This window comes from Hasllibacter halocynthiae (genome assembly GCF_003003095.1).
Classification (GTDB): Bacteria; Pseudomonadota; Alphaproteobacteria; order Rhodobacterales; family Rhodobacteraceae; genus Hasllibacter; species Hasllibacter halocynthiae.
In genome coordinates, this window is sequence record NZ_PVTT01000002.1 from 653700 (window position 1) to 666521 (window position 12822).

Below are 12822 nucleotides of genomic sequence, written 5' to 3' on the forward strand. Positions count from 1 at the left end.
GAAAAGGGGGTTTCGCCCGTCCCGCGCGCGCGCTAGAGGGCGCGCCGGTGGCCGGTGTAGCTCAGCTGGTAGAGCACGTCATTCGTAATGATGGGGTCGTAGGTTCGAGTCCTATCACCGGCACCACCTTTCCCGGGCGGCGGCGCTTTCCATCCGGCGCGGATCGGGCCTAGGGTCCCGCGCATGGAACGGCGCATAGACCTGAACGCGGACCTCGGCGAAGGGTTCGGACCCTGGCGGCTGACGGAAGACGAGGGGCTGATGCCGCTCCTGTCCTCGGCGAACGTCGCGGCGGGCGGCCATGCGAGCGACCCCGCCACCATGCGCGCGACCGTGCGGCTGGCGCAGCGGCACGGCGTGCGGATCGGGGCGCATCCGGGCTTTCCCGACAAGGTCGGCTTCGGGCGCCGGCGGCTGCCCTTCACCATGGACGAGGTGACCGAGACGGTCGCCGCGCAGACCGGCGCCCTCGTGGCCGTGGCGGCCCTGGAGGGCGCGCGGGTCGAGTACGTGAAGGCGCATGGCGCGCTCGGCAACTGGGCGGCCGAGGACGAGGAGGTCGCCCGCGCCGTGCTGCGGGGCGCGCGGGCCGCCCTTGGGACGGGCGCGGTGCTGATGGCCATCGCCGGCACCGCGCAGGAGCGGGTCGCCGCGGCCGAGGGCGCGCCCCACGTGGCGGAGGTGTTCCTCGACCGGGGCTATGCGGCGTCGGGCCTTCTGGCGCCGCGCGGCACGCCTGGCGCGCTGCTGACCGACGCGGAGGAGGAGGCCGAGCGCATGCTGGGCTTCCTTCGGACCGGCCAGATGCCGACGGTGGAGGGCGGGACGGTCTCGATGGCCGCCGGGTCGATCTGCGTCCACGGCGATACCCCCGGCGCCGTCGCCGCCGCCCGCCTGCTGCGCGAGCGCCTGGAAGGCGCGGGCTGGCGCGTGGCCGCCGCGTGACGGGGCGACCTTGGCGGGCCGCCCGCCGCGACCCGATGGGCGAGCGGGGCCTTCTCCTGACCTTCGGCGCGGACGCCGAGGATCGCGCCGCGCGCGAGGCGGTGCGCGCCGCGGATGCCGCGCTGGGGGCGGCGGCGCCCGGCTGGCTGCTGGAGGCGGTCCCTTCCTACGTCGCGCTTCTGATCGTGTTCGACCCCCTCGCGACCGACCACGAAGGGGTCGCCGCCTTCATCGACGCGATGGCCCCGGCGGGCGGGCGCGCGCCCGCGCCGAAGGAGTGGGAGATCCCGTTCTGCCCCGCGAACGGCTACGCGCCGGACCTCTCGGAGGTGGCGGCGCGAACGGGCCTCGCCGAGGAGGAGGTGATCGCGACGTTCTGCGCGGCGACCTTCGAGGTCGCGATGCTGGGATTCGCGCCGGGCTACGCCTACCTCGCCGGGCTGCCCGAGGCGCTGCGCCTGCCGCGCAAGTCCGCGCCCGTGCCTTCGGTGGCGCGCGGGTCGGTAATCGTCGCGGGTGCGCAGGCGCTGGTGATGACGCTGGACCTGCCGGCGGGCTGGTGGCGGATCGGCCGCTCGCCCATGAAGCTGCTCCTGCCCGAGGCGGAGGGCGTCTCGCCCCTCTCGCCGGGGGACGCGGTGCGCTTTCGCGCGATCCCGGCGGCGGAGATGCCGTCTTGAGCGGTCTGCGCGTGCGGGCCGTGGGGGCCGTGGTCACGATCTGCGACGAGGGGCGGCCGGGCCGGATGCGCTGGGGCGTGCCGGCCTCGGGCCCGATGGACCCCGGCGGGCTGGCCGCGCTGCGCCGCGCCGTCGGGCCGGGGCCGGCGATCGAGGTCTCGCTCGGGGGGCTGGAGTTCGCGGTCGAGGGGGCGCCCTGCACCCTTGCCGTGGCGGGCGGGGGCTTCGAGGTTCGGCGGAACGGGCTGGACGTCTCCGCGCCCTGCGCCTTCGGGGCCTTTCCCGGCGACGTGGTGCGGATCGCCCCCGCGCGGCGGGGCGGGGCCTGGGCCTATCTCGGCGCACCGGGGGGCTTCGACGCGCCGCTCTGGCAGGGCAGCGCGGCGACCCACGTCTCCTCCGGGCTGGGGGGCGGGGTGCTAGAGGCGGGGATGCTGCTGCGGTTCGGCGCGCCGCGGATCGACTACGCGGCGCAGGGCCCCATACCCGTGCCCGAGCGGCCGGCGGGGCCTTTCCGCCTGGTCCTCGGCCCGCAGGACCGCCACTTCCCCCCGGAGGCGATCGGGACGCTCCTCTCCGCCGAATGGCGGGCCACGGCGCGGGGGGACCGGATGGGCATGGGCCTCGACGGCCCGCCCGTCAGGCCGGACGGCGCCCTCTCCATCCCGTCCGAGCCGTTGGTGCGGGGCGCGGTGCAGGTGAACGGCGAGGGGCGGGTCACGGTGCTGGCGGCGGACCATCAGACCGCCGCCGGCTACCCCAAGATCGCCGTCATGGTCGCGGCCGACCATGGCCGCTTCGCCCAGCTCAGGCCCGGCGATCGGGTGCGCTTCCGCGCCGTCACCCCGAAGGAGGGCGTCGCCCTCGTCCGGGAGGGGGATCACCCGATCGGCTGAAGGTGCCGCTCGAGCGCGGGGCGCAGGTGCTCGTGCTGGGCGGGCAGCTTCAGCGCCTCGCCCAGATGGGCGGCGTCCTCGTCCCGGTCGAAGCCCGGCTCGTTCGTGGCGACCTCGAAGAGGACGCCGCCGGGGGTGCGGAAGTAGATCGCCCAGAAGTAGTCGCGGTCGATCACCGGCGTCACCTGGTATCCTGTGTCGAGCAGCGCCTTCCTGACCTCGAGCTGCGAGGCGCGGTCGGGGGTGGCGAAGGCGATGTGGTGGACGGAGCCCGCGCCCTGGCCCGCCTCCGCCGCGCCGGGCAGGGTCTCGACGTCGATCCGGTCCGCGCCGTTGCCGCCGGGCATGACGAAGCGGGTCGTCGCGCCGTCGCGCCCCTCCTCCTCATAGCCCATGAAGCGCAGGAGCTCGCCCGTGGCGCCGCCGTCGCGCACCCGCATGGAGGCGGAGTGGAAGCCCCGGATCGCCTGGTCCGCGGGCACGTCCGCCGTCCAGGGCGCGCGATCGTCGCCCGCGTCCTCGACCAGGGCGAACCGCTCGCCGTCGGGGCCGTCGAAGCCGAGCCGCCGCTGGCCGAAGCTCTCCTCCTCCTCGCCTCCGATCCGCTCCCTCCACCAGCCGAGGGAGCCTTCGGGCACTGAGAAGACGGTCGTGCCGACCTCGCCCGTGCCCCTCGGGGCGCGCTTCATGCCGGGAAAGGGGAAGTAGGTCATCACGCTGCCGGGCGTCCCGGCCTCGTCGCCGTAGTAGAGGTGGTAGACCTCCGGCGCATCGAAGTTGACCGTCTTCTTCACCCGCCGCAGCCCCAGGGGGCCGGTGAAGAAGGCGTTGTTGGCGCGGGCGTCCGACGCCATCGAAGTGACGTGGTGCAGGCCCTTGATCTCGTCGATCATCATGTCGTCTCCCGTGGTCTTGCCCCTGCCGGGGCTTGGCGGGGACGTGGGGGCGTGCGGCCCCGCGGCCAAGCCGTGCCCGCGCACGGCGTCCGTTCGCGTCCGCACGAATGCGGCGGCAACGCGGCCTTTGTCGTCGAAGCCGGACCTCAACCTCTCCTTCACGTTCGGGGGGGCATATCCCGCCGCGAAGGCCTTGCGGGAGGTGCGGGCACATGGCGGACGGCGCGAACAGGCCGTTGATCGTGAAGCGCAGGAAGGTGGTCGCGGGCGGCGGGCACCATGGCGGCGCGTGGAAGGTCGCCTATGCGGACTTCGTGACGGCGATGATGGCGTTCTTCATGCTGATGTGGCTGCTGAACGCCACGACGGAGAGCCAGCGCAAGGGCCTCGCCGACTACTTCGCGCCCGAGATCCCGCTGAGCCGCGTGTCGGGGGGCGGCGCGGGCGCGTTCGGCGGCGACAGCCCCGTGGCGGGCGACGTCCTGCCCGAGAATGGCGGCGGCATCCCGGGCGGCACCGCCCCCCTGCGCGCGCCCGAGGCGGCCGACGCCCTGGAGGAGGAGCTGTCGGCCCTTCTCGGCGCGGGGGGCGAGCAGGCCGAGGCCGACCCGATCCTGCGCCATGTCAGCCTGCGCAGGACCGACGAGGGCCTGTCGATTGAGCTTCGCGACGCGCCGGGCCGCCCGCTCTTCGCGGAAGGCGCGCCGACGCCGGACCTTCTGCGCCTGACCGCCACCATAGGCGAGATGCTGGGCCTCGTGCGCAACGCGGTGGCGGTCGACGTGATCGGCACGGAGCGCTGGCAGGACGGCGCCGCGCGCGCCGCGCGGGTCCGGGCGGGCCTGGAGGCCGGCGGCCTCGATCCCGCCCGGACCGTGCGGCTGGCCGCGCGCCGGGGGCGCGAGGCGCTGGTCGCGGTCGTCGTCCTCGTCCCCGAGGGGCGCCGTTAGGCCGCCGTTAAGATCGCCCCGCTAGGGTGGCGCCGAATCCCTCCTTCGGAAGGCCCCGACATGAGCATCTCCTCCTCCCTGAACGCGGGCGTCTCCGGCCTGAACGCCAACGCCCAGCGCCTCTCGACGATCTCGGACAACATCGCGAACTCCGGCACCTACGGCTATCGGCGCGCGGAGACGGACTTCCACTCCATCGTGATCGACGGGCGCAGCGGCGGGCGCTACGCCGCCGGCGGCGTGCGGACGAGTACGATCCGCCTGATCGACGAGAGGGGGACGCTGACGGGCACCTCGAACCCGACCGACCTCGCGATCTCGGGGCGGGGGATGCTGCCGGTGACGACCGTGACGGACGTGGCGAACGGCGGCTCGCAGCGCCTGTCGCTGACGCCCACGGGCAGCTTCCGGCCCGACGACCGCGGCTTCCTGACATCGCCCTCCGGCCTCGTCCTGATGGGATGGCCGGCCGACGGGGACGGCAACATCGGCGCCTTCCCGCGCGACACGGTCGCCTCGCTCGAGCCGATCCAGGTCGACGTCCGCCGGCTCGAGGGGCTGGCGACGAGCCGGATCGAGCTGGGTGTGAACCTGCCGGCCACGCAGACCATCGCCGGCGCGCCCGGCGCCGCGCAGAGCACCGCTGTCGAGTATTTCGACAACCTAGGCGCGTCGCAGCGACTCAACGTGACCTTCACCCCTTCCGTCCCCGCGGCGGGCGCCAGCAACACCTGGACGATGACCGTCCGCGACGGCGCCCAGGCGGACGCGCGGATCGCCGAGTACACGGTCGAGTTCGACCCCTCGCGCGCGAACGGCGGCGCGCTGCTGGACGTCACGGCCGTCTCGGGCGCGGCCTACGATCCGCGGACGGGGGTGATCCCGCTGACCGTGGCGGGCGGGCCGATCGACCTGGACATCGGGCGGTTCGGGCAGCTGTCGCGGCTGACGCAGCTCTCCAACAGCTTCTCGGCGGACGGCATCTCGAAGAACGGCGCGCCGGTCGGCAACCTCGTCGACGTGGAGGTGGACGGCGCCGGCATCATGTCGGCCGTCTACGATACCGGCTTCACCCGGGCGATCTACCAGATCCCCGTGGCCGACGTCCCCAATCCCAACGCGCTGACGGTCGGCGACAACCAGACCTACGAGGTCTCGGCCGGGTCGGGGTCGTTCTTCCTCTGGAACGCGGGCGAGGGCCCCACCGGCGAGATGGTCGGCTTCGCCCGGGAGGAAAGCACCACCGACGTCGCCGCCGAGCTGACGCAGCTGATCCAGACGCAGCGCGCCTACTCGTCCAACGCCAAGGTCATCCAGACGGTGGACGAGATGCTGCAGGAAACCACCAACATCAAGCGCTGAGCCGGGGAGACGGTCGATGTCGATCACACGCGCCTTCGCCAATGCGGGAACCGGGATGGCGGCCGCGGCCCGTGCGGCGCAGGTCGTCTCGGACAACGTCGCCAACGCCGCGACCCCCGGCTACGGGCGCCGGACGCTCGGGCTGGCCGCGGCCCAGGCCGGTGGCGCCCCCGCCGGGGTGCGCGTCACCGGGGTGGCGCGCGCGGCCGACGCGCAAGTCGCCACGGACCTGCGGCTCGCGCGGGGGTCGGCCGCGGCCGAGGAGCGGCTGCTGGCCGCCGCCGAGGACGTGCTGGCGGCGGTCGGCGCGCCCGAGGACCCCTCGGGCCTCGAGGCCGCGCTCGCACGGGTGCCCTCGGCGCTCCACGACGCCGCGGCCGACCCCGGCGACGCGTCCCTCCTGGCGCTCGCGGTGGATGCCATCGACGCGGCGGCCGGCGCCCTGGGCCGCGCGGCGAAGACCGTCGCCACGGGGCGCGAGCGCGCCGAGGCCGCCATCGCCGACGGAACCCGGCGCCTGAACTCCGCCCTGGAGGAGGTCGCGGACCTCAACCGGCGGGTCGCCCTGGCGGGCGCGCGCGGGCAGGACACCGCCGCCCTGGAGGATCGCCGCCGCCAGGTGATCGACGCCGCCGCCGGGATCGTGCCCCTGCGCGCGGTGCCCCGGGAGGGCGGGCAGGTCGCCCTCGCCACCGCCTCGGGGCATCTCGTGCTCGACGGCGCGCCCCGGCCGCTGACATTCGCCCCGGCCGCCCGGATCGCCCCCGCGATGGTCGCGGGCGGCGCGCTCGGGCACGTGCTGCAGGATGGGCGCGCGCTGACCGGCGGCGGCGCGGGCGGGCTTCTAGCGGGGGGCGCGCTGGGCGCGGCCTTCGCGCTTCGCGACGAGGTGCTGCCAGACATTCAGGCCGATCTCGACGCGGTGGCCGCCGACCTCGCCCGCCGGCTGGGGCCGGGCGGGCCCGACCCGGCCGCCCCGGGCGATGCCGGTCCCCTTTCCGACGCCGGCGGGCCCGTGGGCGCGGCGCCCGATCCGGGTCTTGCGGGACGGCTGCGACTGGACCCCGCCCTCTCGGCCGAGCCGTGGCGGCTGCGCGACGGCCTGCGCGCCGCCGCGCCAGGACCGGCCGACGGCGCGCTCCTTTCCGCGCGGGGCGCGGCGCTCTCCTCTCCGGCTCCGGGGGCGGCGGATCTCGCCGGGCTCGCCCGCGCGCCCGGCGCCCGGGCCGCTCACGCCGCCGGCCTCGCCGAAGGGCGCCGCGCCGCGGCCGGCGCACTCGAGGCGGAGCTCGCGGCGAGGGACCGCGCCAACGGCGTCGATATCGACAGCGAGATGCGGGACCTCATCCTGATCGAGCAGGCCTACGACGCGAACGCTCGCGTGCTGCAGGCCATCGACGCGATGCTCGCGCGCCTTTCGGAGATCTGAAGATGATTCTGGGACCCTTCGCCCTTCAGTCCGACCGGATCGCCGCGGGGCTGCGCGACCGGTTGTCCGAGAACGCCGAAGCCCTCTCGACGGGCCGCGCGCCCGGGCCGCTGGCCGGACCGGACCGCACGGCCGTATCCCATGCCGCCGGGCGGGACCGCGTCGCCATGGCGGAGGCGGACCGCCTCGCCCGCTTCGCAACGCGGCTCGAGGGGCTGCAGGGCGCGCTGGACGCGTCGGGGGCGCAGATCGCGGAGGCCGGCCGCGACGGATCGCCGGGCGCGATCCGCGCCGCCCTCGACGGCCTTCTCTCGCGGCTGGACGCGCCGCACGGGACCGGAACGCTTGCCGGGGGCGCCGCGCCCGGCGGCTTCGTGCCGTCGGTCGAAGCGCTGGTCGCCGCCGCGGGCGCGGTGGCCGCCGCGGTTCCCGATCCGGAGGCGGCACGCGCCGCCGTCGCGGCTTGGCTCGCGCCTGGCGGGGCGGCGGAAGGGGCCGGCCTGATCCGGCCGGGTCCCCTGGCGACCGCTCCGCCGTCCTCGGGCGCGGGGGTCGTCGACCTCGGGCAGCGCGACCCCGGCCTGCGCCGGCTGATCGCGGACCTCGCCCTGGGCGCCGTCACGCCGGACGCCGACCTGCGCCGCTCGGCCGCCGCCGCCCTGGCGGGGCAGGGCGCGACCGCCGAGCTGGCGGGGCGCGTCGGGATGATCGAGATGCGGGTTGATCGTGCAGGATCGGAGGCCGACGCGGCCGGCGCTGCGGCGCGGCGGGTCATCGCGGAGGCGACGGGCATCGATCCCTTCGCGACCGCCACCGCCCTGCAGGAGGCCGAGCGCCAGCTGGAGACTGTCTATGCCCTGACCGCGCGCCTCGCGCGCCTCAGCCTGGCGAGCCGGCTGTGAGGGCGCTCGTCCTCGTGCTGGCGCTCGTCGCGCTCGCCTCGGCGGCGGCGGCGCAGTCGGTGCGCCTCAAGGACGTGGTGCGTTTCGACGGGGTGCGCGGGAACGACCTTCTGGGATACGGCCTCGTCGTCGGCCTGAACGGCAGCGGGGACGGGCTGCGCAACAGCCCCTTCACAGAGGAAATCCTGCAGAGCGTCCTCGAGCGGCTCGGCGTCAACGTCGTGGGCGAGGACCTGCGCGCGCGCAACGTCGCGGCCGTCCTCGTGACGGCGGAGCTGCCGCCCTTCGCGCGGATCGGCGGGCGGATCGACGTGACGGTCTCGGCCATCGGCGACGCCGAGAGCCTGATGGGGGGCACGCTGGTGATGACGCCGCTAAACGCGGCGGACGGACAGGTCTACGCCGTGGCGCAGGGCACCGTCACGGGCGCGGGCGTCGTCGCGGACGGCGACGCCGCCATGGTCACCCAGGGCGTCCCGACGGTCGCCACCATCGCGGGCGGCGCGCGCGTCGAGCGGGAGGTCGCCTTCGACCTCGACGCGCTGGAGACCGTCCGCCTCGCCCTGAGGGACGCCGACTTCGCCTCCGCCCGCCGGATCGAGGCGCTGGTCGACGGTGCGCTGGGCGCGGGCTCGGCACGGATGCTAGACTCCGGCACGGTGGCGGTGCGGATCGACGCGGACGGCCCGGGCGCCGTGGCGCGGACCCTCGCCGCGATCGAGAACCTGACCTTCGTGCCCGAGCGGGCCGCGCGCGTGGTGGTCGACCAGCGGTCGGGCACCATCGTGCTGGGGGCGGACGTCCGGATCTCGCCCGTGGCGGTGGCCCAGGGCGGGCTGACCGTCACGGTCGAGGAGGCGCCGCAGGTCGTGCAGCCGAATCCCTTCGCCCCTGGCGAGACGGTCGTCGTGCCCCGCAGCCGCGCCGAGATCGAGGCCGGGGGCGGGGGGCTCGCGACGCTGGGGGGCGGCGCCTCCCTCGCGGAGCTGGTGGCCGGGTTGAACGCCCTCGGCGTCGCGCCGCGCCACATGATCGACATCCTTCGGACCCTCAGCGCCGCCGGCGCCCTCCACGGGGAGCTGGTGATCCGTTGAGCGGCGCGGCCGCGGGGCGGTGCCGGGCGTCCCGGTGCCGGCGTCCGTCACGCGAACATGCGCCCGGCATGCAGATTCGTGCCCGGCGAGGGGCACGTGCCCGTGGTACGGGTCGGGCGGCGGAACGGATCGCCGTGCCGAAGTCCGCGGCGGTCAGGGCCGGGCGGCTCGCAGAAGGTCGCGGGCTGGGGGGCACCCGCCGCGCACCGGGATCGCCGCCGCGGCGCGGGCGGGCGGCCGCGGTCCCGACTTCGTTCCCGCCGCCCCCGCACGCCCGCCGGCGGCTGCGCCGCCCGAGACCGGGGACGGCCCGCGCGGTCGCCCAGGCGGCGTGGCCCGTCACCTGGCCCCGCCACCTGGTCCCGCAGCCCCGTCCCGTCGCCCCTTGCCATAGCCTGCGCGGCGGGCTTCGGCGCGAACGCCGTCCCCCGCCCGGGGCATCGGGCGGCACGGTCCCATCCGACGCCCCGCGACCCCCTGCCCGATCCCGGCCCTTCGCCGGAACCCTCAGCCCGGCACGTAGCCCCGCACCAGCGCCTCGGAGAGCAGGACCCATCCGTCGGCCACCGTGAAGAAGGCCAGCTTGAACGGCAGCGCCACCATAGCGGGCGGCACCATCATCATGCCCATCGCCATGAGGACCGCCGCGACGACGAGGTCGATCACGAGGAAGGGGATGAAGATCAGGAAGCCGATCTGGAAGGCGCGCGACAGCTCGCTGAGGAGGAAGGCGGGCGTCAGCACCGAGAGGGGCGCGACCTCGGGAGGGCCGACCGGCGTGCCGCGCAGCTCAGACAGCCGGTCGAGCGTGGGCGGGTCCACGCGCGCGCCCATGAAGTCGCGGAACGGCCCGGTAATCGCCGGAAGTGCCTCCTCGGCGTTCGTCTCGCCGGCGATGAGGGGGGCGACCCCGCCTTCCCAGGCGGCCGTCAGGACCGGGTCCATCACGAACCAGCTGAGGAACAGCGCCAGCGTGACGATCAGCATGTTCGGCGGCGACTGCTGGAGGCCGATGGCTTGCCGCAGGATCGACAGCACCGTCACCACGAACGGAAAGCACGTCACCGTCACCGCGAGCCCCGGCACGAGGCCGAGGAGCGTGATCGCCGCGATCAGCCCCAGGCTCGTCCCCGCGAGGCCACCCTCGCCCCAGTCGACGCTGACGGATTGCGCGAGGGCGGGCTGCGCCGAGAGCAGCAGGGCGAGGGCCGCGAAGGCGCCCCTAATCATCCGAGACCTCGACCAGCCGCACCTGCAGCCCCTCGCCGTCGGGCCCCTCCTCGAGGATGCCGCGGCCGATCAGCCGCTCGCCCACGAAGAGGTCGACGGGATCCTCGACGCCCCGGTCCAGCGGCAGGACGCTGCCATCGGTCAGGGCCATCAGCTCGCCCAGGGTGGGGCGGGCGTTGCCGAGGGCGATCGTGACCTCGATGGGCATGTCGGAGAATGCGGCGCGGTCAGCCATCGGCGACCTCCTTGGGGTTGTCGAGTGCTTCGGAAAGGTGGGCGCGCAGGGCCTCGGCCGCCTTCTCGGCGAGGCGGGCGGCGTCGATGCGGCGGGCGTCCGAGCCGAGCGTCAGGACGGCCTGACCCATCTCCAGCTCCGGATCCTCGACGAGGTCGACGCGAAGCGCTTCGGGCGCCTCGAGGACCGAGCGAACGGCGGCCGCCTCCGCAGGGGCGACGGCGATCGTCACCGGGGCCCCGGGCGGGGCCGCCATCCCCAGCGCCGCGTCGGCGAGGCGGGCGCCGAACCCGTCGGCGACCAGCCGGGGCAGCACCCCCTCCGCCACCGCCGCGATCACCTCGCGCAGCTGGGACAGGGTCGCCTCTCGCGCCTCGTGGTAGGTGAAGGACAGGTCCTCGAGCCGTGCGGAGAGGGCACGGCGAACGCGGTCGCGCGTCTCGACCGCGTCCTTCAGGGCGTCTTCCCAGCCTTCGGCGTAGCCGGCCTCGAACGCGGCGAGGCGGGCGGCCTCGCTCAGGGCGGGCGCGCGGGCGTCGGGGTCGGCGGAGAAATCCTCCAGCGGCAGGGTCACGCGTCCTCCTCCTCGAGCCAGCGGCGGATCACGGCCACGCCTTCGTCGGGGCGTTCCGCGACGATCTCGCCTAGGAGGACGCGGGGATCGGGTGGGGGGGCCGGCGGAGCCGGGATCGGGACCGGCGCGCGAGAGGGCTCGAGCGGGACGGTGTCCTGCACGGCGCCGGCCGGCGAGGGCGCGGCGGGAGGCAGCGCAGGGGTCGGCGCGGGCCCCGCGGGGAGGGGTTCCGGCCGGGAACGGGTCAGCGGGCGCACGACGAAGAGGCCCACGAAGACGATCGCGAGGAGGGCCGCGCCCGCCTTCACGATCAGCGCCAGCGGCAGGGGCGCGGCGGGGGCCCCGGCGGCCTCGGCGATGGTGCCGGCGCCGGCGTCGTCGAAGGCCATCGAATGGAGCACGAGGACGTCGCCCCGGCCCTCGTCCAGCCCCGCCGCGGAGGCGACGAGGGCGCGCAGGGCCTCCAGCTCCTCCGCCGTGCGGGGGGCGGGGGTGCCGTCGGCCGAGCGCGCCTCGTCGACGAGGACGGCGACCGTCATGCGGCGGATCGCGCCGGGCGCGCGCTCGACGCGTCGCTCGCTCTCGGAGATGTCGTAGTTGGTGCGCGAGCGCAGGCGGCTGTCGGACGCGGCCGGGCCCCCGGGGGCCGCGGCGTCGCCGTCGGGCAGGTTGCTCGCGACGGTCACGGCGCCGCCGGGCGCGCCGCCCTCGCGCTCGCTCTCCTCCGTCTCGGTCGAGATCACGGTGCGGCTCTCGGGGTCTATCCGCCGCTCGAGCAGGGTCTCGACCTCGTCCACCAGCTCGAGGCCGACCTCGACCCGGGCGCGGCCGGGGCCGACGCGCGCCTCCAGCAGGCGCCGGGCGCGTGCGGCGATGGCCGCGCCGCGCCCGTCCGCGCCTTCGGCCGCGACCTCGCCGTCCACGACCACCCCGTCGGGCCCGATGACCGAGACGGCCGCGGGATCGAGGCCGGGGACGGCCGCGGCGACTAGGTGGCGGATCGCGCGCAGGCGGGGCGCGGCGGGCATCGCGCCGCCCGTCAGGCTGACCGAGGCGGAGGGCTCGGCCCGCCGGGCGAGGCCCCGCGCCGGCGCCGCCGCGAGGTGGACGCGCACCGCGAGCCCGGGCATCGCCGCCGCGATGGTGCGCGCGAGCTCGCCTTCCCTGGCGCGCCAGTAGGCGGCGTCGAACATGCGGTCGGTGGTGCCGAGGCCGGAGAGGCCGTCGAGCAGCTCGTACCCTTCTGGCCCGGCGGCGGGCAGCCCCTCGGCCGCGAGCTGCAGGCGCAGCGCGTCGCGCCGCGTGCCGGGCACGTAGATCGCGCCCGAGCGCACCTCGTAGGGGACGCCCCGCGCTTCGAGGCCGGAGAGGACCTGCCCGGCCGCCCGCTCGTCGAGGCCGCCGTAGAGAAGCTCCATCCGGGGCGCGGGACCGCCCCAGGCGAAGGCGAGGACGGCCAGCACCGTCGCGAGCGCGGCCGCCCCGGCGACCGCCATCCGGCGCCGCGCCCCCAGGGCGTTCCATGATCCCGCGATGTCCATCCGGCGCCTCCGTCGATTCGCGCCGCGGGAATCGCGGCGACGGGGCCACCTTTCACGATCGAGATTAACAGGACGTTAGTGTCTTCCC

At 75.8% G+C, this 12822-nt stretch carries 13 protein-coding genes and 1 tRNA gene; 9 read left to right on the forward strand and 5 right to left on the reverse strand.

Annotation, left to right across the window (positions count from 1 at the left end):
* Nucleotides 1–50: 50 nt before the first annotated feature.
* From BCF33_RS10065 to BCF33_RS10080, 4 genes are all read left to right on the forward strand, one after another.
* A tRNA-Thr gene (locus BCF33_RS10065) sits at nucleotides 51–126 on the forward strand.
* A 57-nt stretch (nucleotides 127–183) separates the two neighbouring features.
* Nucleotides 184–945 (forward strand): LamB/YcsF family protein, encoded by a 762-nt coding sequence (locus BCF33_RS10070; protein ID WP_106160799.1) that lies wholly within the window; start codon nucleotides 184–186, stop codon nucleotides 943–945.
* Nucleotides 942–1625, forward strand: coding sequence for a 5-oxoprolinase subunit B family protein (locus BCF33_RS10075; RefSeq protein WP_146132809.1), 684 nt, complete (start codon nucleotides 942–944; stop codon nucleotides 1623–1625). The genes BCF33_RS10070 and BCF33_RS10075 overlap by 4 nt, the downstream gene beginning before the upstream one ends.
* A complete protein-coding gene (locus BCF33_RS10080) occupies nucleotides 1622–2521 on the forward strand; it encodes a 5-oxoprolinase subunit C family protein (RefSeq protein WP_106160801.1) in 900 nt (299 codons plus the stop codon). Before BCF33_RS10075 ends, BCF33_RS10080 begins: the two co-directional genes overlap by 4 nt.
* Here BCF33_RS10080 and BCF33_RS10085 read toward each other — a convergent pair.
* Complete coding sequence (locus BCF33_RS10085; RefSeq protein ID WP_106161570.1) at nucleotides 2506–3414, reverse strand: VOC family protein; 909 nt, start codon at nucleotides 3412–3414, stop codon at nucleotides 2506–2508. The genes BCF33_RS10080 and BCF33_RS10085 overlap by 16 nt on opposite strands.
* 215 nt (nucleotides 3415–3629) lie before the next feature.
* Between BCF33_RS10085 and BCF33_RS10090 the strand changes: the two genes are divergently transcribed.
* The 5 genes from BCF33_RS10090 to BCF33_RS10110 are packed head-to-tail and all read left to right on the forward strand — an operon-like array spanning nucleotide 3630 to nucleotide 9154.
* The gene (locus BCF33_RS10090) at nucleotides 3630–4367 is read left to right on the forward strand and encodes a flagellar motor protein MotB (RefSeq protein ID WP_158259405.1); all 738 of its coding nucleotides are present in this window, start codon (nucleotides 3630–3632) and stop codon (nucleotides 4365–4367) included.
* Between the two features lie 60 nt (nucleotides 4368–4427).
* Nucleotides 4428–5729, forward strand: coding sequence for a flagellar hook protein FlgE (locus BCF33_RS10095; RefSeq protein WP_106160803.1), 1302 nt, complete (start codon nucleotides 4428–4430; stop codon nucleotides 5727–5729).
* A gap of 16 nt (nucleotides 5730–5745) precedes the next feature.
* Nucleotides 5746–7158 (forward strand): FlgK family flagellar hook-associated protein, encoded by a 1413-nt coding sequence (locus BCF33_RS10100; protein ID WP_106160804.1) that lies wholly within the window; start codon nucleotides 5746–5748, stop codon nucleotides 7156–7158.
* Between the two features lie 2 nt (nucleotides 7159–7160).
* Nucleotides 7161–8060 (forward strand): hypothetical protein, encoded by a 900-nt coding sequence (locus BCF33_RS10105; protein ID WP_106160805.1) that lies wholly within the window; start codon nucleotides 7161–7163, stop codon nucleotides 8058–8060.
* Nucleotides 8057–9154 carry a flagellar basal body P-ring protein FlgI gene (locus BCF33_RS10110; protein ID WP_106160806.1) on the forward strand — a complete coding sequence of 366 codons (1098 nt, stop codon included), beginning with the start codon at nucleotides 8057–8059 and terminating at the stop codon, nucleotides 9152–9154. The genes BCF33_RS10105 and BCF33_RS10110 overlap by 4 nt, the downstream gene beginning before the upstream one ends.
* Before the next feature lie 507 nt (nucleotides 9155–9661).
* On the opposite strand, the gene BCF33_RS10115 is transcribed toward BCF33_RS10110, so the two are convergent.
* The 4 genes from BCF33_RS10115 to BCF33_RS10130 are packed head-to-tail and all read right to left on the reverse strand — an operon-like array spanning nucleotide 9662 to nucleotide 12734.
* A complete protein-coding gene (locus BCF33_RS10115; RefSeq protein WP_106160807.1) occupies nucleotides 9662–10384 on the reverse strand; it encodes a flagellar type III secretion system pore protein FliP in 723 nt (240 codons plus the stop codon).
* Nucleotides 10377–10619 (reverse strand): FliM/FliN family flagellar motor switch protein, encoded by a 243-nt coding sequence (locus BCF33_RS10120; protein ID WP_106160808.1) that lies wholly within the window; start codon nucleotides 10617–10619, stop codon nucleotides 10377–10379. The genes BCF33_RS10115 and BCF33_RS10120 overlap by 8 nt, the downstream gene beginning before the upstream one ends.
* Entirely contained in the window at nucleotides 10612–11193 is a 582-nt protein-coding gene (locus BCF33_RS14075; protein WP_106160809.1) for a FliH/SctL family protein, read from the reverse strand. Before BCF33_RS14075 ends, BCF33_RS10120 begins: the two co-directional genes overlap by 8 nt.
* Nucleotides 11190–12734 carry a flagellar M-ring protein FliF gene (locus tag BCF33_RS10130; protein WP_106160810.1) on the reverse strand — a complete coding sequence of 515 codons (1545 nt, stop codon included), beginning with the start codon at nucleotides 12732–12734 and terminating at the stop codon, nucleotides 11190–11192. Before BCF33_RS10130 ends, BCF33_RS14075 begins: the two co-directional genes overlap by 4 nt.
* Nucleotides 12735–12822: the final 88 nt, after the last annotated feature.